Genomic DNA, 22,677 nt, shown 5'->3' with positions numbered 1-22,677 from the left:
CGCATGCCCGTCAATCCGGCAAATTGGATTCGGTGTCGGAAACGCCGCGCAGGTCACCACTCCGGCGCGAACGCGTAGCCGGCCGAGCGGACGGTCCGGATCAGATCGCTTCCCACGGAAGCCCGAAGTCTTTTGCGCAGTCTGGCTATATGGACGTCGACCCCCCGCACGTCGGTTGCCGCTGCATGTTCAGGCCAAGCAGTCGCGACCAGTTCCTCGCGGCTGAACACCTTGCCAGGCTGCGCCAAAAGGCTGCGCAAAAGCTTGAACTCGATCGGTGGCATCGCGATTTCTTTTTGCTTGAAGAATGTCCGGTGAGTCTGTCGCTCCAGTCGGAAATCGCCCTGCATCAAATCCCCCGACTCAGTCTCGCGCGAGGATTTCGAAATTCCGGCTTTGCCGTGCAGCCAGGTCAGAAGTTGTTCAGGAGCAAACGGCCTTGAAAATATCTCGTCGACGCCAGCCTTGATGAGGTCCAGGTGCAGCTTGCCGGAACGAGGCGCCACCAAACCTGCGAGGGGCGTTGCCTTTGTCGCTTCGGATGACTTCAGCGCTATGCATTGCTTGGCGATTGCGCGATCGCCCGGATGACAGTCCAGGATGACGGCAAGCGGCGCTGCGGTCCTGATGGCGCGCGCAATCTCCTTGTCCGCCGTGATTAGCCGCGTTTCGAAGCCGGCCACGGAAAGGATGTGCCCGAAAACCAGAAGGAAGTCCGGGTCCTTCGAAGAGATCAGGACCAGCGGTTTCATTTAGCCCACCAACCGAGTTTGACGATCATAGGCTGACTACAGCGCAATTGGGCGCGATGACAATATCCCCTGGGTTCTTTGAATCGCCACAAGCGCACGCCGCGGAGGAAGAAACTTGCCCCGAGATCGCAAAGGAACCTTGGCAACGAGTTCGATCGCTTCAGCCGGGAGTATGGGACTATCGCGGAGAGGATCTGGCCGGCCGGCCCTGATTTATGACGGAATCTCAAACCGGCTTAGCATAACCATCAGGAGCGTTCACCCTGCCGATCGGCCGCAGGCCGCGAGAAAATCCTCTCCAGCGCCCAGCATAAAGTCCTCGCGCTAGACCCTCCTGAGAAGTCGGGCCTCGCGCAGCAGCGAGTTTGCATCGTTGCCAATCAGGTCGATTAGCTCACGTGCTTGGGCTTCGGTTACCCCAGTTTCCCGCGTGAGGAATTGCACCCTGAATTCCATCTGGGCCCGCGCGCGCTCGACAAACTCTTGCTCGGTTTCGGCCATAGGAAAGTCCCCAGTCGGTCGCAACGCAGCTGGGGGCAGACTGGTTCCAACGAAAAGCCAATCGCAGCCAATCGGCGTAAGATACGGGCTCCCACGATTTCTAGCGGCTAAGACCCGTGGGGACCAACCGCCGACTGCGTTCCGGTCCCCTCAGCGTCAGCTAATGTGGAACTTTCCCCAGATGGCGGCTGTTCTCCCTGACGAGGAGGAACAGCCATGGCAGACGACAAAAACAAGCGCGCGTGACCGCGACCGAGTGTCGGCGGATGAGGATTATGAAGTGCGCCATTTCGCCAACAAGGTTGGGCTGACGATCCAACAGGTCCGCGATCTGATCCAACAGCGCGGCAACGATCGGAGCACGCTAGAACGCGAGGCGGAGAAGCTCCGGGGATGACGAAGCTGTCGGACGCCATGCCATCCACCTCGATTAGGAAAACAGAATACGATCGATCAGAACGCCACTTTTGTTTCGGGGCTGCGAACCTATAAACGCCCTCGTGAAGGTGACAGCGACTTACGATTCGGCGGCGGGCACATTCACGCTGGAGAAAGGCATATGGCGAAGGACGTTCCCGATCGCCGATTTGCCGAATTGGATACGCTTCTATCGTCAGCAGCAGGAACGATATCCAACACACGCTGCGCAATACGCGGCCGATGTGGAGGCGCTTGAAGCACTGGCGGCCGAACTCCGCAACCGGTCTTGTGCCTGATGCTGCGGTCGAAAGCTGCAGGCCGTGCAGGCGCCCGGTCAGTTAGGCGCCCCGGTCCTGTTTCGCCTGGCGCCTATCGATCGCAACCTGGAGGCGGATCGCCGCGAGCAGGATGCTTATCAGAAGTGGGTCGGTTGCGGCTGTTGGCCTCTGCATGCCGCCAGAAACAAATGTTAGTCGACGTTGTTCCCGTTTAGCCCTTGGCATGGTTAAGGGCCAACAAAAGGCCCGCCGACCGGAGCCGACGGGCCGTCTTCCCTCAAATTGCTGTGCGCCCCTTTTCCCGGATGGTCCGCCTGACCCAGGCACCCCGCACGAGAGTGTCTTAGGTCAGCACCGCCGGCGGTGCTGTAGTTTTGCGGCCACAGCGAACGCCAATAGCGATTTTCACGGATGGACGGACTAGGCCGTGCAGAGTGGGTCTCGATATCCAAAACCCGGCTCGCAGATCGAGGGTGACACAGGATTGTGGGAGACGGGCCTGGCCGCCGACACTATCCGGGGGGAAGCGGTTTCAAAATCGGCGGTGGTGCCAAGGTCTTCGATAACCCCGTTGCGTGCGATGAGGGCCAAGGTCCCACCACACTACCTTCGATGGTCCATTTCAGCATGGTGAAAGAGCCCGCCTGCATGGGTGTCAGACGGGCTCTTTATCGGGCCTCCCTGCGGATTCGCATTCCAGAGTGGGCCTGGCTGCGATAACCCCACCCGACGCGACGCGCGGATGCAAGCAGCCTGTCCGCACGCCACCTGTTTGTTCAACTTTGCCTCGGGTCCGATGTTCCATTAGCGATTGCTTGACTAAACCGCTGCCCGCTCCAGACTCTTTTCATGGCGAAGGGCTCATTCAATATCGGCGATGAAGTCGCCATCACGGCGACCGTGCGCCGGCGTGTCACCGAAGACCGTGTGAGCGTCTCGATACCCTCCTATGGGCAGCCCCATTCGATTGTCGAAACCTCCAAGGTGATGAAGGGCCAAACGATCGAGCTGGTGGGCGATGTCACCTGTGTCGACGCGGAAGTCGGCAAGGTCACCGTCAACCTCGGCGTCCCGGTCACTGTGGATGCCCACACTCTCAGGCTAGTGACGCGCTATGTGTCGCCGAAACGGAGGCGCCCTAAATGGACACGGCGACATGACGAAGCTGTTTGATCTCGGTCCATTCGAACCTCATCTCAACGGAAAGATTTGCGAGCATGAGAGTGAGTATTTCTACCGCTGCCCCCAGTGCGGCCAGATGGTGGATGAACGGGACGCGCGGCAAGTGGTCTGGCATTCTTTCTTGGAGCATTCGCGGCTGACGATCGATGGTGGGGCGCCTCACTTGCCATAAGGCGGCGCATCGCTGCCGCGCAGCCGAAGGGTGCACAGGCCTAGAAAGAACTGGCAACCGACGGTCGGGTTGGGGGGCGGGTGCGAGCTGCCGGTTGCCGAGTACGGGAGGCCATCGAATCAGAAGAAATGCATCGGCCCTGGCAGGGATTGTGCCAGCACGCGATGCTGGCGGGAACTCATTCTGTCTCGTTTCGAACCGAAAAAGCTGGCATCAGCCTTGCACGGAAGATCCCGCCGGTACCTTCCGGCCGGTGGCTCGTCGGGTTTGAGGCTGTTGTTGGGGGCCTCGCCCGGCGAGCTTTGACGCCTCAGTCTCGGCGCCATACGTAGCGCGCAGTTCGCCCCCCGCATCGAAACCAGCCAGCTGCCGCCTTGCTTCAGTCCAATCCTTCCGCTTTTGCACCACTTGCGGATGGTGTCCGCAGGGGCGCCCGGAGCGTCTTCCCGTCACATATCGGGTGACGAGGTCGTCACACTTGCGGTGCGCGCCATCATCACCCTGACCGATCGGCACAAAACGTTCCGGCTCTGGATGATCTGCCTCCGCGAGCCGCTCGAACGCAGCCGAGATCGAAGCGAGCTCGGCAAGGACGGGCAGCGCGATGGGCGTGGCATCGCGTCTGGGCAATCCGCCGCAGGAACAAAAGCTCCCGGCACCGATTGATTTCTCGAAGGGACGGCAACCGAAAGGATGCCGAACGATGATTGAACTTGCAGTTCTGGAAATGGCGGTCGCAAGACAGCGCGCAAAGCGGGCCGAACACTCGCTGAAGCAGGCCACGGCCATGCTCGACAGGGATCACGGGCTTGCGGTCAGCCTCGCACTCTGCAGCCGGATACGAACCGGCCAAGCGAGAGCGAAGGCAGCGAAGCGTCGGCTGCTCAAAATCGTGCCGCCGACCGCGCTTTGAGGAGGGGCCAACATGCCGTTGCTGTTCGAACCCTTCGACATGCAATACGAGAAGCGCGCCGACCTGCACCGGGCCGCGCGGCTGGTGATGCTTCATGATCGTCTTGCCAAGCGCCTGGATCGCGTGGAATGCGCCGCCGATGAGGTTGAGCGAGCCGCGGCGGTTCTGGTCGAAGTCACGCATGACAGTGCGGTCGGGACCTTCCAGGATGCAAGGCGAAGCAATTCGTCGGCAGCTTTCCTTCACCTGGACGCTGGCCAGACGCTGGGGCTGTGACTTTAGCGCGAGCATGCCGCGTGCCTCGCCCAATCGAGCAAGTTCCGTTCGCTCGTTTCGGCCTCCCTTCCGCCCCAGAATGGTCGCCGGATAGTTTTTCAGGCGGTGATCGATGGTTAGCGAACTTCAGCTGCGGTGGCAATCAGCCTAAATCTTGTCCGCTACTATGACGCCGCTTATCCCATAAGCGCGGCGCGTCTGTTCAATAGCCTCAGGCGTGACATCGATCAGCAGCGCAATGATGTCGCCATCCGGATGCTCGAGAGGGTTGCCGAGTTCGAAAACCGTCCATCCCAGGGCACGCAGGCGTTTCGGCCAGAATGTTTCGCACACCACGCTGATCTGTCGAATCCCTAGATTTTGCGCCGTCTCGAGAAGACCGCAGAGAACCAAGCCGGCGATCGGCGACGACGCTCCATGTGTGCGAAGCGATGGGATGACGAAGAAACGCGTCCATTCGAAAATTTCTGCCGATCTCGGCGGCGTGCCGCCGGCGAGAATCGGGAACACCTCGCTCATGAGATGCGGCTCCATCGTCGGGACAAGACGGGAGCCGCCGACGATCTTGCCGTTGGTATCGAGCGCCAGAACATAAAGCGCGTGCTCGTTGTCGAAGCCGTCGATCTCGATGTTTATGGGACGGGCGACGGCGCGCCATCGTCTCCGCTTGACGTAAATTTCGTATCGTATCCGAAAGTACCGCTCCAGAACTTTCCTGTAGTGCTTCCTATTGTCCCAAGTGACCAAATGTATACGAACCATGACGCCTCCATGTGGAGGGTCGTAGGAAAACGGACTTGCCGCACGTATGACGGTATTCAGGTATTGCTAAACCTGAATTTCCTGCCTTCGCAGCGCCTTGACGATGGCATGCGACACATTGATGGCGTCGAGCTTTCCCCGAATGTTGCGCTGATGGCTTTCGACCGTGTTCCGGCTGACGCCGAGGATACAAGCGATGTCGTCGGTGGATTTGCCTTGCGCGCTCCACTCCAGGAGTTCCCGCTCACGCGCCGTCAACGGCGCGGGCTCATCGCCATCCCCGGGTGTTCCCAGGCCCGCGAGGCGGCGAAAGGTATGCACGCAAAGCGTTTCGATAAAGGGCATGGCGCTTGGCGGAACTTCCATGCGGTCGCTCGCGGCGGTGACGACGCTCGGACCCGCCAGCGGAACGTGAATCGGGACACAGATACCTTCTTTCATCCCGAACTCAGCCGCCTCGTCCATCACCAGCTTCGCGCGTGCAGAGAGCTTCGCGGCCGGAAGGTCGCGCCACAGGAAAGGCTGTGGCGAGTGCCGGCACTGCGCAACGCAAGGATCGTGCAAAAAGTGATCCTCGGAGACGTAGCGACGATACCAATCGGGAGGCCAGCCATCGCCCAGGATTTCGCGCTGCCAGTCCGTGTCGTGCGGCACCGGCAGGCCGGTAATCAGAAAATTGCGCAATCCGTAGCACGCCAGGGCTGAGCGGAACTCTTGAAGGATTGCCTCAGCAGACCCCGCAGTGTCGATCTTCGACATCGCCGTCAAGAGGTCAATGATTTCGTTCTCCATTGGCAGACCTCGACCACACAAAGGCCCTACCCGCGGAACAACCTATGCGTGTCTAGACGCCATCTTCAATGGGACCGACGCCGAATGTATACTGAAGGAGTCAACTACACGGCTAAAGTCAAGAAAAGTTGAATTGCACTCAATGTCTCGACGAAAACAGGAGCCTTCATTCCGTCGACTTCGCGGCATCTTGTTTCGTCACCCGAATAGCTCGCCTATTTGCCGGGTTTGCCGAAACCAACTCTTGCGGCTCGACATTCAAGGCTTTGGCCAAAATCTCGACTGTATCCAGGGTGGCGTTGCGGCGTCCGGCTTCGACACTGCTGATATAGGCTCGCGTGCGCCCCGAGATGAAAGACAACTGCTCCTGGGAGAGCTTTCTTTCTCTCCGAAGCCGCTGCACGTTCAGACCGAAAACGCCGCGAAGTTTCATCAACCAACGGATGCTACGACGCGCACTATGGTGCGACACACTATAGTGCACATTCCGCATTGACAGCGGTGCCGTTGGCTGTTTGAAACGACGAGCGAATTCATCGTTTCCCGGACAAGGAATAGCCATGGCGAGCCGGCCGTTTCGCGATCTCGCGGACAACATGACCGCGCATTCCACAGGCGAGATCAGCCGACCCGGGACGGTCGAAAGCCGGGTCCTGGAATTCGCCTGCATCCGATGCGGCGCCGTCTATCCCGCCGATGTCACCATCGACTCCAAAGGGTGCTCGCGGTGCCGAGACAGCGCGCCGGCAAATCTTCGGCCGCTCTATGCGGTGCCGCAGCGTGATGCGTTAAACGGTACGACCAACCCGCGCTCGCTTTGGCGTTTTGAGCATATGCTGCCCTGCACGGCCGCAGACGCCGTAACCCTAGGCGAAGGCCTGACACCTTTGCTTGCCGCGCCGCGCGTCGGCGCATTTCTCGGCGTGCCCAACCTCGCAATCAAGGACGAGGGCCGAAACCCGACCTGGTCGCATAAGGACCGCTTCTCGACGGTAGCCGTCAGCGTGGCGCGCGCACGTGGCGCGAAGATCGTCGCGACCGCCTCATCGGGAAACGCCGGCGCGTCGCTGGCGGCTTACGCCGCCAGAGCGGGGCTCAAATGCGTCGTCACCACTTTCGCGGGCTCATCCGGCGCGATGCTGGCGCAAATCCGCAAATACGGCGCGACGGTGCTGCCCCTGGTCAGCAAGATGGACCGATGGTCGCTGCTGGAACAGGCCGCCGCCCGCTACGACTGGTTCATCGCCTCGCCCTATCACGGTCCCGTCGTCGGCAGCCATCCCCTCGGCATCGAAGGCTATAAGACGATCGCCTACGAGATCGTCGAGCAGTCGGATGGAACGGCGCCAGACTGGTGCGTCCTGCCGGTCTGCTATGGCGATGCGTTGTCGGGCGTGTGGGCTGGCTTTTGCGAGTTGTACGCGCAAGGGTCGATCTCGCGCCTGCCTCGCCTCGTCGCGGCGGAGGTTCACGGCTCGCTGGCGGACGCGCTTGCAAGCGGTGCCGACGCCCTGAGCGAACGCGAGATGCTCTTCGACAGCCTTGCCGTGTCGATCGGAACCCCGCGCAGCACCTTTCAGGCCCTGAAGGCTCTGCGCGACTCCGGCGGGCACGCCGTCCCCGTCAACAATCACGCCCTGATCGCGATGCAGGAGAGACTTGCGCGCGACGAAGGGATTTTTGCCGAACTGGCGTCGGTAACGCCGCTGATCGCGATATCGACGTTGAAGGATCAAGGCGTCATCGCAGCAACAGACCGTGTCGTGGCGGTGGTGACAGCCAGTGGGCTCAAGGACCTCGATCGGTCCGCTGGATCGAACGAACACGGCCAGATCTTCCAGACGACGGACGACGCCTGGCGCTGGCTCGACAAGAACGGCCCGGATCTCGCTTCATAGATTCTCCGCGGCACCAACAGCCGGCGGCATATCCCCTGCTGCCTGCGCTTTCAGGACATCGTCGAGACTGCGGCGCAGCCAAAGGAAGCGCGTCCACTGTGTCTCCGCGGCCGGCGCGATGGTCGTCAGCGTTCTCGGCTCGGACGGCGTCTTGCAGGGCCAGCCGGGCAGCGCGCCGAGCCAGTCGTCATTGTAGACAGTCTCGGCATGGCGATGGCCTTCATCGGGCATGATGACCGCGACCTGCGCGTCTGGAAGGGTCGTTGCGACCCATTGCGCCACCAACGCGGCGGCGCCGCTTGTCGGCCCCTGGAAGATACCGTGCTTACGCAGCAAACGGTGCGCGGTCGTATAGGCCGGATAGGCGCCAACCCAATGGATCTCGTCGACAAGCTCATGCCTGACATTTTTTGGCAGAACGCTATTGCCAAGGCCCCGTAGCATGCGTTTGCCAACGGGCTGCCCGAACAGGATGCTGCGATGGGTATCGACGGCAAATACCGTCAGATGAGGAAAGACAGTTCGCAGGAAGGACGCGGTGCCGCATAGCGAGCCGCCTGTACCGATGCAGCCGACCAGGCAGTCGACCCTGCCCATCGCCCTGATGAAGAGTTCGGCCAGGCGCGCATAGGCGAGCCAATTGCCCGGACTGTCGTATTGGCGGGTCCAGAAGCCGTCCGCCTCCCTAGCCAGGATTTCCTGGAGGCGCTCGAGGCGGCCAGGCTGATTGCCGTCGCCGCGCGGATCGTCAAGTGCGATGACCGTGGCGCCGATGCGCTCCAGGCGGGCCTTGTACTTGGCATCGATCAGCGTTGAAGCGGTGACAAGCGTGAGACGGTAGCCACGCGCCGCCGCGAGCAGCGCCACCGCCATGCCGAAGGTGCCGGACGTCGTCTCGACAATGTGGGAGCCTGGCTTCAGTTCGCCATTCGATGCCGCCCGATCCAGAATGTAGCGGGCGGGCATCAGCTTCATCAGCGGAAAAGCAGCGGCGACGAGATTTGGCGCCAGGAGCGCAAGGCGCGGGGTTTCGAGGTCCCTGAAATAGTCCACGTTGAAGCTCACCATGTCCAGCCCTCCGCGTTGACCAGATGGACCTCGACATCCTTGAAGCCGGCGCGTCTTATCTGCTCCGCGACCAGAGCTGCCCGTCGCTTCAGGTTCGATGCGAAAAGATCGAAAATCAGACCGAACAGCGAGCCGCTATGGGCGACTTGCACCCCGCACGCCCCGGCTCGCCTGGCGATTTCGGCTATCTCGTCAAAGCCCTGTTTCGGCAAGTGCCTTTGGCCGATCAAGGCGCTGGCCGAGGCGGCGCGTCCGAGAAGATACGGGTCCTGCAGGCGGACCGCCCGCGCCACCAGCGCCCGAAGGACACCGAATTCCTGGATTTCGGCGCTGTCATAGCGAGCGGGCGGCAGTTGCAGCGTGTCGACCGGGACGCCGCCATTGGCCTTGAACCCTAGCAGGAGCAGCGGCGGCAGGGAGCCGCCGAAATTCTCGATCACCGTGCCTTCGCGTTGCGCGAACAGGACCGCATGATAATCAAAGGCGATCGCGTCGCTGGCGCGCTCGGCCGCAACGGCGAGACGCCCGATGGTGGAAGGCCGCAACTGGACCGTGAGGGCCGCGGCGACGGCGCGAATGGAAGCGACGACGTCCGCCGTCGATGAGCCGTAGCCGTGCCCCACGGGAATCGAGCTTCGAAGTGTCAGCACGCCGCCGCCACCGGCGTTCAAGGAATCGAGCGTCAGCCGCGCCGCGGCCGCCGCCTTGATCTTGTGATCGGGGTGGACGACGATCGCATCGTCATCACTCCTGGCGAAGCTCGCCTCCGATCGCAAGCCGGCGACCGGCAGCGTTACGAGCCCGCGGTGCAGGCGCCCGCCATCATCCTTGAACACGCCCTGGATGAGTTCGCCGTGATGCGCAATTGCCGATGCCGTCCCAACCAACAGCCTCGGCGTTTCATGACTCATAGAGTCGCTGGCGCCAGCCATTTCCACCTCCCCCACGTTTACTCGCAGCGGAGGAAGATCGCGCCGACGACTGACAGCTGCCCTCAAGGAATTCCGGTATTGACAGCTTCTATCGCGCGCTTCGGCCGGGAGCCGATGCTGGCGCCGTCAGGCGGCGAAGCCAAGGTGCCTCAGCGGCCGGCCGGCCGAAACCGATCGCGCCGCGGCCATGATACCTTGCGCATCGATCCCGTAGTGCCGGTAGAGATCGGCGATCGTACCCGTCTAGCCGAAATGCTCGACCCCCAGCGCGCGCGTGCGGTGGCCATAAACCGACCCGAGCCAGGCGAGCGTCGCCGGATGCCCGTCCAAGAATGACGCCCAGACGAGGGAAACATGCCAAATCCGGCACTCGACGCAATCGACCTGAAGAGCATCGCCGCGCTGCAGAAAAAAGCCAAGGCGACGGCGAACGACCTCGCCGAGGCCGTCGGTCTTTCGCCTTCGCCTTGCGCCCGCCGCGTGAGGCTGCTGGAGAGCGCTGGGATCATCAAAGGTTACACCGTCGTCGTCGACCAGAAGAAGGTCGGCCTGCCAATCAGCGCTTTCGCATCGATCAAGCTCGAACGCCAACGCGAGGACGACCTCGACCGCTTCTCGCAAGCCGTGCTGGGCTGGCCCGAGGTGGCCGATTGTTATCTGATGACTGGCCAGCGGGATTACCTGATGCGCATCGTGGTGCGACCTCGAGGCCTATGAGCGGTTCATCAAGGACAAGCTGACGCGTCTGGACAACGTCGCTTCGATCGAAAGCACCTTCGCGCTGGGCCAGGTCAAGCGCTCGGACGTCCTGCCTATCTGATCGGCTGCATTCTGCAGCAGTCATTTGCGGCGCCAGCCGGGTGAGTTGGAGCCCCGCCTGACTTCGCCCGCAAGTTTGATTCCCTCGCGCCGGAAGCGACGGCGATTGCCATTCTCTTTGTTGCAATCTTTCGTACATATTTTGTACATATAGATTGACGGCTCCGGTCTCAGCAACGTAGCGTTGAATGGCCAGAGCGAACGCCTGCGCGAAAACCAAATCTCATGGGAGGACTGCATGATGAAATTTCGAGCCCGATCGGCCGTCATTGGCCTGGCCTGCATCGCCTACGCCGCGATTGTAGGATCTGTGCTGCCGGCCTCGGCGGAAACAACGAAAGAACGCATCCTGAAGGAGGGACGGATCGTCATCGGTATCCATAATCGCGCGCCATGGGGCTACAAGAAGGAGGGAACCGGCGAGTTGCTCGGCTGGCACCCGGATCTCCTCAGAGCTGCGTTCGCCGATCTCGGCGTCAAGCAGGTCGACTTCGAGGTGACCGAGTTCGGCGCCCTGATACCGGGCCTGATGGCTGGGCGTTTCGACGCGGTCGCGTCCGGTCTGTCAATCACACCGCAGCGCTGCCAGCAGGTCGCCTTCGGCGCGCCGGACCTGAGATCGGACGACGCGGCGATCGTGCTGGCCGGCAACCCCAAGGCCATCCACAGCTATGCCGATCTTGCCAGGAAACCCGACACGATCATGGGCGGCGGCCGCGGCAGCAACGTGATCGGGAACGCCATTGCCGAGGGCGTGCCGGAGAACCGCATCCTGCAGTTCCCGGACGTCGAGACCAACCTCGCGGCACTGCGCGCCGGCCGCATCGACGCCGCCGTGTTCTCTTCCCCGACAGTGATCGGACTGCTCGCCGGCAACAAGAGCCCCGATCTGGAGCGCGCCAGCCCGTTCACCACCAGCGAGAAGTCTATCAGCTATATCGCGATCGCCTTCCGGAAGGACGATGGCGATCTCCGCGACCTTTACAATCAGGGTCTGGCGAAGGTCATGTCGAACGGCACGATCGCCACCATCATGGCGAAGTATGGATTCGGTCCCACGGAAAACGTGCCGCCAGGATTGACGACCTCGCAGCTATGCGGTGCCACCAACTGACCAGCGCTCGCCAGCCGAAGGCGCTGGCGTCAAAAGATCGGCTGGCGCCTCACGAGCTCGGGCGGCGCCCCTCCGCCGACATGTCCTTAAATCCCGATCGTTCAGGATCGCTCGACGGCGCGACGTCTTCGGGGATTTCCTGCCGCAAGGTCGGTCCCTTGGCCAGGCGCCTGCCGAGCGCGGAGACGAAGGCCTCATAACGCTCGCTCGCCTTGGTGCGCGCTGCCTGGGCCATCGGCTCGGGCAAAGCAGGGGTGGTCGCCAGCCAGAACCGGATGAAAACCGCCAGCGTTTCAATCGAGATGCCGCCATCGCGCTCGAGCCGCGCGATCCGGCGGTCGATCCGATCGAGACGCTTGGAAATCGCTCCCTCGCGTTGCGCGTCGGCATCTGGAGAGAGGAAAGAGGCTATCGCCGCTTCGGCGATGAGCGACTGAGAACGGTCCCGCCTGGCAGCATATTCGATCAGCGCCGCCATCACGGCGGGATCGAGATAGACGGAAATCTGCACCTTTTTCTTGGCTGCCGTCACGGCCGTCACAACTCCATGCCGTCGTCCGGATCGAGCGCGATCTGCCGCGCCACGCCCCGCGTAAGCCTAGCCATCCGACTGCTGCTCGCGACGAGACCATCCGTCTCGTCGGCCGCGTCGGGCTCGAATTCGTTGACGAGCGGCGGCTCCGCCGCAGCCGGGAGAAAGGGATCGAGCTCGGGCTGGCGCCGCCATTCGGAGTCGCTCGATTCCTCGTGGACTTCCGGCGCGACAGATGTGGCCGGTGCACCCGACGGAGACGGCGGCAGCGGACGGTTCGTCCAATCGTCAGGCTTCATCTCGAATCGAGGCGCAAGCGCCGGTGGCGGCAGAATGCGCTCGCGCAATCGCGGGTCCTCGAAATAGCGCGCCTTCTTCGCCCGGATCGGCGGCGTGCCCGCCAGCATGACGATCTCATCGGCGGTCGGCAGCTGCATGATCTCGCCGGGTGTCAGCAAAGGCCGCGCCGTCTCCGAGCGCGAAACCATGAGATGGCCAAGCCATGGCGAGAGCCGGTGACCGGCATAGTTCTTCATCGCCTTCAGCTCGGTTGCCGTGCCGAGGGCATCGGAGACACGCTTGGCGGTGCGTTCGTCATTGGTCGCGAAGCTGACGCGCACATGGCAATTGTCCAGAATGGAATTGTTCGGCCCGTAGGCCTTCTCGATCTGATTGAGGGATTGCGCGATCAGGAAGCTCTTCAGCCCATAGCCGGCCATGAAAGCGAGCGCGGACTCGAAGAAGTCGAGCCGTCCGAGCGCAGGAAATTCGTCCAGCATCAGAAGCAGCCGATGGCGATCCGTCCTGGCCTCCAGATCCTCGGTGAGGCGCCGGCCGATCTGGTTGAGGATGAGACGGATCAGCGGCTTCGTGCGACTTATGTCGGAGGGCGGCACGACGAGATAAAGCGTCGCGGGACGAGGATCCCCTACCAGGTCGGCGATGCGCCAGCCGCAGGCGCGGGTCACCTCGGCCACGACCGGGTCGCGATAGAGCCCAAGAAAGGACATGGCGGTCGAAAGCACGCCGGAGCGTTCGTTGTCGGACTTATTCAGCAACTCACGGGCCGCGCTGGCGATGACGGGATGCGGACCGCCCTCCCCCAGATGCGGCGTCGTCATCATGGCTGCCAGGGTCGATTCAATCGGCCGCTTCGGATCGGACAGGAACGCCGCGACGCCGGCCAACGTCTTGTCCGGCCCTGCATAGAGCACATGCAGGATCGCCCCCACCAGAAGCGCGTGGCTCGTCTTTTCCCAATGGTTGCGCCTTTCCAGCGAGCCTTCGGGATCGACGAGGATGTCGGCGATGTTTTGCACGTCGCGCACCTCCCACTCCCCGCGGCGAACCTCGAGCAAGGGGTTGTAAGCGTCGGATCTGGCATTGGTCGGATCAAACAGCAGCACCCGGCCATGTCGGGCGCGGAATCCTGCGGTGAGGCGCCAGTTCTCGCCCTTGATGTCATGGACGATCGCCGAGCCAGGCCAGGTCAGCAACGAAGGGACCACAAGGCCGACGCCCTTTCCCGAACGCGTCGGCGCAAAGCAAAGCACATGCTCAGGCCCCTCGTGGCGCAGGTAGTGAGACCCGTACCGCCCCAGCACCACGCCGTCGGGGGCGAGCAGGCCTGCCGCCTGCACCTCGCTCTTTTCGGCCCAGCGCGCTGAGCCGTAGGTCGCGACCTTCGTCGCCTCGCGGGCACGCCAGAGCGACATGCCGATCGCCACGATGATCGCGATGAAGCCGCCAGACGCGGCAATGAGACCGCCGCGCAGGAAGATGCCAGGCGCGTAGGCATCGTAGAAGTACCACCACCAGAAGATGGCGGGTGGATAATAGACCGGTATGCCGCCGATGACGAACCACCGCGTCCCCAACCTCGCTTGGTAACCCAGTTGCCACGCCGACCATTGCGTCGATCCCCATATCGTGAAGAGCACGATCAGGAAGACGACGACGATCTGCCCCCAGAGGACTTTCGTTCCCGACATTGGTTTCTCCTCGTGCGAGAGGCCGGCAGGTCGATGCGAGATTCAACAGGCGGCGCACACCGATCGCGTCGCGGCGCGCTGCGGGTAAGGAAAACAGGTGATCGGCAACCCAAGATTCCAGGTCGATGTGAGAGCGCCCTCACAAGCCGAGAACCGGCTTGCGCCCGAAGCTCCAATCGGCGCCGCCGTCGCCGCGGATGACGCCGGAGACGTGCTTGCCAAGATGGCGCTCCAGCGACGGCGTCCAAGGCACGAGCTGGAAGCCGAGCCCGTCATCGATCATCGCGAAACGGCCCGATGCGAGCGCGAAGCGCTGGCTGTAGGTACCGGACACGAACTCGCCCTTACCCGCACGGTTGAATGGCTGGCCGGTTTGGACGGCGAGCCTTTGTCCCAGCGCGTCGAGTTCCCTGCGGCGCAGCGTGTCGATCAAGCTGCCGGCAAAGACGGTCCTGCCCGGCTGCCGCTCAGCCAGCCCCAGTCCGACAAGGTGCTGGGCGCGCCGATCGAGCGCCTGGCGCACCTCGGCGCCGAAGCCGCCATCGGAAAGAGCCGTTGCAGGACGGGCGAGCGCCTGCCTGTCGAGCCAGGTCGCTCCGTCAGCATGGACCTGACGTTCGATCGAGAGATCGGAGCGGACCGCAAGCGCCTGCCGCCGGCGCCCTTGAGCGTCCTCAAATCTGCGCAGTTCGACGATCGAGCCCGGCGCGCCGTCGCCTGCCGCCTCGATGTCGGCGAGCCGGACGTGATGACAACGGCCGTCGACGCCATCGATGACGGCGTAGGCGGTGCCCAAGAGTTCGTCATCCAATCCGCGCTCGATCAGGCGACCAACGATCGTCTCGCCGACGTTTTCGGCGGCCAGCACATAGCTGGCGCTCGCGCGTTCGATGCCGCCGGCCGAGAATGCGCGATGCATGCGTTTGATGATATCGGCGCGCTCGCTCATCGCACGCAACGTTGCCTCGGCGCCGTCGCTGACGATCCATTGGCCTGGACCAAGCTGTTCGGCGAGGCCCAGCGTTTCCAGCCTGCGCAGCCGACCCACCTTGAGCGCGATGAATTCGTCAGGCTGGCGATCGGCATGCGGCGCGAGATCGATGACGCCGTTGTCGCGCGCATCCCGCTGCAACTGGCGATCGAGCCCGGTCCACCGCTCGGCCTCGACCTGGCGCTCGACATGCCGGCGGATCTCGAGATCGGACCGGGGGCCGAGCTCCTGCGTGACGAGCTCGCTGGCGCGATCGCGCATGCCACGGCTGATATAGTCGCGCGAGATCACCAGGTCCTGGCCGTCATCGGCCCGGCCGCGCAGGATGACGTGGACGTGCGGATTGTCGGTGTTCCAGTGATCGACCGCGACCCAGTCGAGCGCCGTGCCGAGATCCTTCTGCATGCGTCCCATGAGGTCGCGGGTGAAGGATTTCAGGTCGGCCATCTCGACGGCGTCCTCTGGCGAGACGATGAAGCGGAAATGATGCCGGTCGTCCTTGCAGCGCGCGACGAAATCCGTGGCCGGGACATCGTCGCCCTCCGGTCCAAACAAGCGGGCCTTCGCGTCGTCGCGCGTGACGCCCTCGCGTCGCAGATAGTTGAGATGGGTCGCCAGCGGAGCGCCATGCTTGGAATGGCGAACGACGCGGGTTTTGATCGTGGTAACGCGCGAGCGGCCCGTCAGCAGCCGATTGGCCTGAACGCTCGCTGCCCGGCCGCGTCCGAACCGCGAGCTGTTACCCGACCCGATCCGGCCGGACCGCGACACGCTGCAGCCAGTCTTTTGCGCCGCCGCAAGCGCCTGGGCGATGAAGGGCCGCGACGATTGGGCTCGAGTCGAGCGAATGCGACCCGGACGGACGCGGAAATCGCTTTCATCGGACACGACACACGTCCACACACTGGCAAAAGCTGACAAAACACAATGTTTTAGGTGGTCTCAGCACATTGCGCAGCACTGCTGCAATGTGCGGAAAGCGGCAAAAAACGCAGCAAATCCAATCAACCGACCGCCGCACAATGTGCGGCCTTTTATCTTGCCATCCCTCGGTTGATGTTGATGCCTCGTGGCCTCGTCCGTTCGTACGCCCCGGCAACCAGGAAGCCACGATTTGCAAAACTCGCGTCATTGCGCCGATGCCCCGGCTTCGGACGCGGCGAACAGGCCGCGAGCCTGCGAACCGGGCGCGAAAAGATTGCGGATGGGAGCTGCCGCCGAAGGCTTGACGGATGCGCCTTTGCGGGGTGCGGGATCGGGCCCCACCTCGGAGGCCGATTGCGCTGTAAACAGAGGCGCGATCCGCCAACTCACGGTCTTCGCATGGGCGGCGATGAGCACGCCGGGCGCATCACCGCCGCCCCAGAAAGGGCGAAGCTTCGCAACATAGGCCCGGGTCTCAGCCGGCAGCGGGCGGCCCTTCAAGGACGCTTCGTAACGCGCGGGCCCGGCATTATAGGCGGCCAGAAATCCGGGTGAACCGTATCGATCAAAGAGCTCGCGAAGATAGGCGGTGCCGGCAAGGATGTTGTCGCGCGGATCATAGGGGTCGCGGCCGAGCTGGTGACGAAGGCGCAGCTCGGACCAGGTTCCAGGCATGATCTGCATCAAACCGACCGCCCCCTTCCGCGAGATCGCGCGCGGGTCGCGGGCGCTTTCGAGATGCATGATTGCACGTATCCAGCGCTCAGGAACGCGGAAGCGGTGCGATGCCTCGGCGATATGCGCGGCAAAAGGATCGTCCGCAAATTTGCGCGAGACCGGCGCGGTCTCTGCTATGGCCCCCGTCATCGCATGACAGTAGATCAGCATGCCCGCGATAAGGAGACGTGCTTCACGCCGCGTGGGCAGCCAACTGACGGGCCGGCAATCGTGCGCATAATTCGGCGCCGACGGCCCTCTCATCGGACGCGCTCCGGCTTTGCTTTCGGCCGGATCCAGCGCAGCGACCAGGAGCCGTCATCGGATCGGAAGAGACCGGCGCGGAAGCGCCGGCCGAATAGCGGATCCTCCAATCGGCAGGACAGATAGTCGCCAGCCGTCTGCCCGATTTCCTTCCAGGCGGCGCCGACTTCTGGACCGCCGGGGGCGCCGATGTGGATCCTGAAATCCGGCGACTTGCCGTCGGATGTCGTCGTCGGGACGAGCACCAGCTCGGCGTCCACGAGCAGCGTTCGAATGCGCCCTGAGTAACCGGATTGTGTTTTCTGGAAGACGCCGATCTCGGCCATGGACTATCTCCTTCCTTTGTTGGCTGGGCTGGATTTCAGTTTGCGGGAGCGAGCCAGGCGAAATGCCATCGCCCCTCCCGTCGGTCCAAAGCGGCAGCGCGCGTCCGACGATCGAGCTCGCCGGAAAAGGGCCGAAATAGCGGCCGTCGAAACTGTCCTGGACTTGTCGGTTCATGACGAAGATTTCGTCGGCTGCGATGATGCGGCAGCCCTGCCAGTCAGGCAGGGCGCGTCCCTTGCGGTCGCGCTCGAGCGCGGCACCCACCGCAACCCCGTTCACCGTGATGACACGGCCGACGCGGCAGACTTCTTCTCCGGGAAGCGCCTCGATGTGCTTCAGCATCGGCACGCCGAGTGGAAGGTAACCACGCGTGGCCGCGAACCGGGCGATCGTCTCTGGCGGGTCGATGACAGCGAGCGCGCCAGCCCTTGGAATGGCCATTTTCTGGATCGCATAGAGCCCGATCGGTGCGCTGGCGGACGCGTTCCACAGCAGCAGCGGCGGCATCTCAACCAGAGTCGGCGCGACGGTCGTGACGACGGCCGCAAGCGCCGCGGCCATGCAAGCGCGGCGGCTCACGTTGTCGCTCGCTTGCGCAACAGAAAGGCCCGGTGCTGCTCGAGCGAATAGACACGCGGCGTTCCGCCGGCGACCAGCCGGTTGTGGGTCTGACGCCAATAGTCGGGTGCCGCCTCGGCCGGATCGAGGCCGATCGCCTCGATCGCGTCGATCAGTTGGAGAACGCGCTGAACCTTGTCCCAGCTCGCGATCTTGAGCAGAATCTCGCCGCCTGGCCGGATGTAAGGCAGCCTCTGATAAGGCTCATCGGGCAAGACGGTGCGCACGATGTCGATGCGCGAAACGACGGTGCCAAAGTCGTTCGCCGCCCATCGCACGAACGCAAAAACACTGCCCGGCGCGAATCCGACGACACGGCGCCGCTTGTCGATGATCGTCTGATGGGCGGGACGTCCGAAGCGGATGCGGTTCTCGATCCGCTTCTCGATCCAGACCAGCTCGACCGTCGTGAGGCCGTCGCGCGGCGCAGACTGGGTGGACGACGTCATGAGTCGTCTCCCTCGCGCTCGCCGATCCACCGCCGCTTCGACACCCCAGTTCGGGGCTTGCTCGCAAGAATGTTAGATCGAGAGTTAGACTCTAAGTTAGGAGCCGGATTTTCGGTTTCGAGTCCGCCCCTTAAGACCGATTGCGGTTCCCGAAAGCACGACGATGCGGTTCCCGATGGCACGATAGTTCGGGTTCCCGATGGCACGAGCCTATCAACAGGCGTCGGCGCCGGTTCGAAAGCCAACAGCACACGGCCGCTGGCTTCGACTTCCGTGAACAGAAGGTACCCGGGCAGAGGTTGGCGGTGCACGATGTCACGCAGGTCGAACGCGAACCGCTTCAGCGGGGAAAGGCTGCCAGACTTGCGATGCAGGTGGCTGATATCGAAACGCCAGCCGGCGCGCTGGCGGCCACCATGCTTGCGCACCAGCCGATAGAGCCAACGCTCCAGGCCGCCCGTCAGCCCGAAATACGCACGCTCAATGGTAAGGATCAAAGCGTTGTCGAGGACGGCGCGATAGAACCAATCTGGCAAAATCAGTTCGACGCCAAGCGGTCGGCCGTCTCGGCCGGCGCGCTCCTGCCACTCGTTGATCCAAGAGAAGCGGTGGCGCCTGCCTTCCGCCGGCTGGCGAATGGAGGTGACGACGCTTGTCGACTGCAGGCGATCAAGCGCGGCCTTGAGGCGCTGATAGTCTCGCTTCGAGACGCCGCGGCCGATGAAGGTAAGCATTTCGTACGGCGTCGCGGCCATGAGGCGCGACGTGCGCAAGCCGGCGTCCCGCGCGTTGACGATCTGGCTCGCGGCCCAGATCAGGATGTCGGCATCCCAGATCGTCGCCATGCCGTGATCGGGCATCGCTTCGACGCGGATTGCCACATCGCCGGCGCGAAAGTCGATCGGCGCGATGCGCCTCGATTTGGCGAGGGAAAAGAAGGGATAGGCCATGAGATCCTGCGCATCGCGTGGCGTGACGACACCTGGCAGCGCCTGGAACAGGTCGAGCTGTTCGCGCTCCAATGGTGGGCATGGTCGTGCCGACATGGGGGAGATCAGCGGGCTCAGCGCCTTTCGCGCCCGGCATAAGCAATAAGGCGCGCCGCCTGGGGCTTGGCGGGCAGCACCGTGCCATGGGGATCGGATGTCGACGTCATCGCACCGCGCTGGACCCAGGCCTGGAGGTCGTCGACGGCGTAGACGACCCGGCCGCCGAGCTTGCGATAGGCAGGCCCGGTTCCGTAGGTGCGGTGTTTTTCCAAAGTACGCGCCGAAAGGCTGAGGAAATGCGCAGCTTCCGAAGTGCGAAGGTAGCGCGGCGGCAAGGGCGCGGCGTCGGCGTTCATGAGGTGTCTCCTTCCGGCCGTTGCGGTTGAACGGCGATCGACGGCCAGGATGGAGGAGCGTGGGGACGGCGATCAGGTGCGCAATTGAGGAGCGCTATTTCGCACCGCTAACGGGGTTCAGGAGACACCGGGGCGCAGGACGGCCGTTATCCATTCTCAAACCATGCGCGCCCCTGCGCATCAAGCACCGCATCGATCGAGACGAAATCCGCCATGGCGCCTGCCCGCGGGAAGCTTCCGCGGGAACAAGAAAACGCCTCGCCCGGTCCTGGACGAGGCGTCTGCCAGTTCACTCGCCGTTGCGGCGGCTCGGGCGGGACCAGATGAGGCTGTGGCCCTCGCCTTCCTCGTCGGCGAAGAGGTTGGCGTAGATCGGAGCGGTGAAGCTCGGATCGTCGAGCTTGAGCCCGAGATAATCGCGGCCCTCGTTGGAGCGCTTGGACCAGGCCGCGCCGATCTCGGCCTTGCCGACCACCACGCGGTGGCTTGGAGCGTTCTCGCCGCTGGCGCGGGTGTCGAGGATGATGCGCACGTTCTTGGCCTGGACGCTGAGGGTGACGATCTCGCCGGCGAACTCGTTCGCATTGGCCTTCTTGAAAGTGCCGATGGTAGCCATTTTCAGTCTCCGTTTCTTCGTTTCCGAGCCCGCACCATGCGACCTCGATGGCGATCGTTGGGCCGGAGGCGACCGCCGCCGCATCGCTTGCGACCGCAGCAGCGCGGAGGATGGCAAAAGGCGCGTGTTTCTTGGCTCCCGCGAGGAATGGGCTTGCCCAGGGGAAGAAACTCGCGACGCGCCATTGCGGCATAGGTGGTCGAGGCTTCAGCCGTCCTTCGGCCAGATCAGCCCGTTCGAGAGGTCGTTGGTGCGCTCTGTAAGATGAAGGAGAGAGGCAATGGCGGCATAGGGGACTGAAAAGACCAGGCGGGCTTTCTCGCCGCTCTACCGAGCTCAACGGAGCCGCCTTATCATACGGCCGGATAAGCGCTTCCGGCTTGACTTGCGCGTGATGCGAGCGGCTTTGCACCAGCTGCCTGGAGACGGTGGTGGCGCAGATTCAGCGAGCTGGTGCTTGCTTGCTGCCGTTGCGGAGAGCGGAGATACAGCGTTCCAATCGCTCCAACCGCGATTTATGCGACCGCAATTGATGCCCTATATCATGGAATTTCGTTCGCCTGCGGTGGTCGCCACCCCCGGCAAGCAACTCTTGTTCCAGCTTGGCGATCTGGTCTCTGACCTGCGTCGCCTCGGCAATACGCCGTTCTCTGATCCATCCGCGACCCTTCACCTGACCAGCCCGTGATCTACCCTGTTGTATGCTTCGGATGCCTTCGAAGTGTCGGTCGATCGGGGTCGTGCCAGGGAAGATCGCAAGTCAGAGTTCATCGCAGGCAATGTCATGAGTATCGTGATTGGTGGGGGTGGCCCGGGATATGTGGCCGCAATCATCGGCGGCAACCCCGAGGTCAAAATCTTCTTACCGAGCTAAAGGGACAGCTGGGGCACTAGCCTCTCATGGGGAGCATGGAAGACGCGGCGAAACCTGCCTGACAGGTCCGATTTATGTGCACACCCACTCACGGACTGTGCAATTCCTTCCGCCGCTCTCGCACGCTTTGAGCGCCGTCTCCTCGGCGGCACGCGCGGACTGCGCGGTCTTTGCGCTCCAATTCCCCACTTGCCCTGGCGCTTTCCTTTCCACAGCGAGCGCACCGCAATGATCGTAGGGGAAGGCAGTGCTGTCATCGTCGTCCCAATGGCGGTGGTTGCGGAAGACCGCAACGGGCATGCAGCTTTTGCCGCCGGCATTTGCACAGTGCTTCAGCGCGGTCTGCGTGGCTTCCTGGCGCGTGTCGGCTCCCCAGAAGAAGCCGTGCTTCCCGTCGGCGCTCGAATAGGCGATCGCCGCCCAGATTCCCCTCTCCTCACGCGCAGGCGGACCGGCCGCCAGGTCCGCCGAAACGGCCGGCCCGCCCCACATAAGAAACATGCATAAAGCTGTCACGAACGGTTTGCGCGTCACGTTGGATTTCCCAGAAGCGGCACCCATTGCATTCGCGCCGCGCCTGCCTACTGTGCAGCCGATGCCACGGAGATGACGATGCAGCTTTGCGCTGACGGCAACAGCAAGGCTTGGCCGTTGTTACCGCCAAGCTCATAGACGGCGACCTGGCCCAGATTGTCGGAGATCTTGCTGTTGGGCGGGAACATGGCAGGCACGCTCGTGCAGGGCTTGCCAAAGGGCACGACCCTGACCATGGTCCCCTCGCAGGCTGAGCCGGTCGGGGCGGCGAACATAACGCCGGCGGCCGGCCCGTTATACTGGGTTGTCGCATAGTCCATGCCGACCAGCGCCTGCATGGGATGCTTGAAATAGCCAGGAGCGCTCGCCGGCTGCGACTTGCTTCGGCTGGGCTGAGGCTCCTGGCAATTGCCTTCCGAAACCCGGATTTCTCAGACCGAGGCAGCATTGAAATAGACGCCAAACTCATGGCCCGTAACCCGGCCCGCCAACTCTCTTGAAGTGGAAATGTACCCTTCCAATATTTTCTCTGTACCGAGAGCGCTTGCCCGTGGGGACCTGGTGCCCTGTTCGCTTGGGCGTGTCGAAGGCATATCCTGCTCGGGTGGTAAGAAGG

Annotated in this window: 24 protein-coding genes and 4 pseudogenes; 8 read left to right on the top strand and 20 right to left on the bottom strand. The window is 63.0% G+C overall.

The window, feature by feature from the left end; genetic code table 11:
- Positions 1–53: 53 nt before the first annotated feature.
- Entirely contained in the window at positions 54–752 is a 699-nt protein-coding gene (locus LB572_RS28060; RefSeq protein WP_224670037.1) for a winged-helix domain-containing protein, read from the bottom strand.
- A gap of 324 nt (positions 753–1,076) precedes the next feature.
- A complete protein-coding gene (locus LB572_RS28055) occupies positions 1,077–1,253 on the bottom strand; it encodes a hypothetical protein (protein ID WP_181179524.1) in 177 nt (58 codons plus the stop codon).
- Between the two features lie 181 nt (positions 1,254–1,434).
- On the opposite strand from LB572_RS28055, the gene LB572_RS28050 reads away from it, so the two are divergent.
- The 4 genes from LB572_RS28050 (at position 1,435) to LB572_RS28035 (ending at position 4,494) form a co-directional block, all read left to right on the top strand.
- Positions 1,435–1,650: a DUF3606 domain-containing protein gene (locus LB572_RS28050; protein WP_224670036.1), complete on the top strand. Its 216-nt coding sequence runs from the start codon at positions 1,435–1,437 to the stop codon at positions 1,648–1,650.
- Positions 1,651–2,800: 1,150 nt separating this feature from the next.
- Complete coding sequence (locus LB572_RS28045) at positions 2,801–3,124, top strand: hypothetical protein (protein WP_224670035.1); 324 nt, start codon at positions 2,801–2,803, stop codon at positions 3,122–3,124.
- A 785-nt stretch (positions 3,125–3,909) separates the two neighbouring features.
- Positions 3,910–4,218, top strand: coding sequence for a hypothetical protein (locus LB572_RS28040; RefSeq protein ID WP_224670034.1), 309 nt, complete (start codon positions 3,910–3,912; stop codon positions 4,216–4,218).
- A gap of 12 nt (positions 4,219–4,230) precedes the next feature.
- On the top strand, positions 4,231–4,494 hold the full coding sequence (locus LB572_RS28035) for a hypothetical protein (protein WP_224670033.1): 264 nt from the start codon (positions 4,231–4,233) through the stop codon (positions 4,492–4,494).
- A gap of 147 nt (positions 4,495–4,641) precedes the next feature.
- On the opposite strand, the gene LB572_RS28030 is transcribed toward LB572_RS28035, so the two are convergent.
- From LB572_RS28030 to LB572_RS28020, 3 genes are all read right to left on the bottom strand, one after another.
- On the bottom strand, positions 4,642–5,256 hold the full coding sequence (locus LB572_RS28030; protein ID WP_224670032.1) for an acyl-homoserine-lactone synthase: 615 nt from the start codon (positions 5,254–5,256) through the stop codon (positions 4,642–4,644).
- 66 nt (positions 5,257–5,322) lie between these two features.
- Positions 5,323–6,048: a LuxR family transcriptional regulator gene (locus tag LB572_RS28025; RefSeq protein ID WP_224670031.1), complete on the bottom strand. Its 726-nt coding sequence runs from the start codon at positions 6,046–6,048 to the stop codon at positions 5,323–5,325.
- A gap of 166 nt (positions 6,049–6,214) precedes the next feature.
- A complete protein-coding gene (locus LB572_RS28020; RefSeq protein ID WP_140804061.1) occupies positions 6,215–6,481 on the bottom strand; it encodes a helix-turn-helix domain-containing protein in 267 nt (88 codons plus the stop codon).
- Positions 6,482–6,608: 127 nt separating this feature from the next.
- Here LB572_RS28020 and LB572_RS28015 point away from each other — a divergent pair, with 127 nt between their 5' ends.
- Positions 6,609–7,946, top strand: a complete 1,338-nt coding sequence (locus LB572_RS28015) for a threonine synthase (protein ID WP_224670030.1) — start codon at positions 6,609–6,611, stop codon at positions 7,944–7,946.
- Here the strand turns inward: LB572_RS28015 and LB572_RS28010 are convergent.
- From LB572_RS28010 to LB572_RS28000, 3 genes and pseudogenes are all read right to left on the bottom strand, one after another.
- On the bottom strand, positions 7,941–9,014 hold the full coding sequence (locus tag LB572_RS28010; protein WP_224670029.1) for a PLP-dependent cysteine synthase family protein: 1,074 nt from the start codon (positions 9,012–9,014) through the stop codon (positions 7,941–7,943). The genes LB572_RS28015 and LB572_RS28010 overlap by 6 nt on opposite strands.
- Positions 9,008–10,012: a kinase gene (locus LB572_RS28005; RefSeq protein ID WP_224670028.1), complete on the bottom strand. Its 1,005-nt coding sequence runs from the start codon at positions 10,010–10,012 to the stop codon at positions 9,008–9,010. Before LB572_RS28005 ends, LB572_RS28010 begins: the two co-directional genes overlap by 7 nt.
- A 60-nt stretch (positions 10,013–10,072) precedes the next feature.
- Positions 10,073–10,276, bottom strand: a pseudogene (locus tag LB572_RS28000) (hypothetical protein); the annotation flags it as partial.
- Positions 10,277–10,300: 24 nt separating this feature from the next.
- Between LB572_RS28000 and LB572_RS27995 the strand changes: the two are divergent.
- Together LB572_RS27995 and ehuB are read left to right on the top strand one after the other, a co-directional pair.
- Positions 10,301–10,766, top strand: a pseudogene (locus LB572_RS27995) (Lrp/AsnC family transcriptional regulator).
- A 237-nt stretch (positions 10,767–11,003) separates the two neighbouring features.
- Positions 11,004–11,879 carry an ectoine/hydroxyectoine ABC transporter substrate-binding protein EhuB gene (ehuB, locus tag LB572_RS27990; RefSeq protein WP_224670027.1) on the top strand — a complete coding sequence of 292 codons (876 nt, stop codon included), beginning with the start codon at positions 11,004–11,006 and terminating at the stop codon, positions 11,877–11,879.
- Between the two features lie 49 nt (positions 11,880–11,928).
- Here ehuB and LB572_RS27985 read toward each other — a convergent pair whose 3' ends face one another.
- The 10 genes and pseudogenes from LB572_RS27985 to LB572_RS27940 all read right to left on the bottom strand — a co-directional run bounded on the left by LB572_RS27985 (position 11,929) and on the right by LB572_RS27940 (position 20,653).
- Positions 11,929–12,411, bottom strand: a complete 483-nt coding sequence (locus LB572_RS27985; protein WP_140804055.1) for a CopG family transcriptional regulator — start codon at positions 12,409–12,411, stop codon at positions 11,929–11,931.
- Positions 12,412–12,416: 5 nt separating this feature from the next.
- Positions 12,417–14,402, bottom strand: a complete 1,986-nt coding sequence (locus LB572_RS27980; RefSeq protein ID WP_140804053.1) for a conjugal transfer protein TraG — start codon at positions 14,400–14,402, stop codon at positions 12,417–12,419.
- Positions 14,403–14,541: 139 nt separating this feature from the next.
- Positions 14,542–16,281 (bottom strand): relaxase/mobilization nuclease domain-containing protein, encoded by a 1,740-nt coding sequence (locus LB572_RS27975; RefSeq protein WP_140804051.1) that lies wholly within the window; start codon positions 16,279–16,281, stop codon positions 14,542–14,544.
- Between the two features lie 240 nt (positions 16,282–16,521).
- Positions 16,522–17,298, bottom strand: a complete 777-nt coding sequence (locus LB572_RS27970; protein ID WP_140804049.1) for a lytic transglycosylase domain-containing protein — start codon at positions 17,296–17,298, stop codon at positions 16,522–16,524.
- Positions 17,295–17,624, bottom strand: a complete 330-nt coding sequence (locus LB572_RS27965; protein WP_140804047.1) for a DUF736 domain-containing protein — start codon at positions 17,622–17,624, stop codon at positions 17,295–17,297. Before LB572_RS27965 ends, LB572_RS27970 begins: the two co-directional genes overlap by 4 nt.
- Before the next feature lie 148 nt (positions 17,625–17,772).
- A pseudogene (locus LB572_RS27960) lies at positions 17,773–18,132 on the bottom strand (S26 family signal peptidase); the annotation flags it as partial.
- A 68-nt stretch (positions 18,133–18,200) separates the two neighbouring features.
- Entirely contained in the window at positions 18,201–18,692 is a 492-nt protein-coding gene (locus tag LB572_RS27955; RefSeq protein WP_140804045.1) for a DUF2840 domain-containing protein, read from the bottom strand.
- The gene (locus LB572_RS27950) at positions 18,689–19,738 is read right to left on the bottom strand and encodes a replication initiator protein A (protein WP_224670026.1); all 1,050 of its coding nucleotides are present in this window, start codon (positions 19,736–19,738) and stop codon (positions 18,689–18,691) included. The genes LB572_RS27955 and LB572_RS27950 overlap by 4 nt, the downstream gene beginning before the upstream one ends.
- Positions 19,739–19,755: 17 nt before the next feature.
- Positions 19,756–20,037 (bottom strand): helix-turn-helix transcriptional regulator, encoded by a 282-nt coding sequence (locus LB572_RS27945; protein ID WP_140804041.1) that lies wholly within the window; start codon positions 20,035–20,037, stop codon positions 19,756–19,758.
- A gap of 289 nt (positions 20,038–20,326) precedes the next feature.
- A complete protein-coding gene (locus LB572_RS27940) occupies positions 20,327–20,653 on the bottom strand; it encodes a DUF736 domain-containing protein (RefSeq protein WP_224670025.1) in 327 nt (108 codons plus the stop codon).
- A 532-nt stretch (positions 20,654–21,185) separates the two neighbouring features.
- Here LB572_RS27940 and LB572_RS27935 point away from each other — a divergent pair.
- Positions 21,186–21,341 (top strand): hypothetical protein, encoded by a 156-nt coding sequence (locus LB572_RS27935; protein ID WP_181179395.1) that lies wholly within the window; start codon positions 21,186–21,188, stop codon positions 21,339–21,341.
- Positions 21,342–21,599: 258 nt separating this feature from the next.
- Here the strand turns inward: LB572_RS27935 and LB572_RS27930 are convergent, their stop codons facing one another.
- Positions 21,600–22,028 carry a DUF4189 domain-containing protein gene (locus LB572_RS27930; RefSeq protein WP_412033599.1) on the bottom strand — a complete coding sequence of 143 codons (429 nt, stop codon included), beginning with the start codon at positions 22,026–22,028 and terminating at the stop codon, positions 21,600–21,602.
- Between the two features lie 80 nt (positions 22,029–22,108).
- Positions 22,109–22,408, bottom strand: a pseudogene (locus LB572_RS27925) (hypothetical protein); the annotation flags it as partial.
- Positions 22,409–22,677 lie beyond the last annotated feature (269 nt).

Source organism: Mesorhizobium sp. BH1-1-5, from assembly GCF_020165615.1.
Taxonomy (GTDB): Bacteria; Pseudomonadota; Alphaproteobacteria; order Rhizobiales; family Rhizobiaceae; genus Mesorhizobium.
Note: the sequence above shows the minus strand (reverse complement) of the source record. Positions and strands in the feature narration are given on the sequence as shown.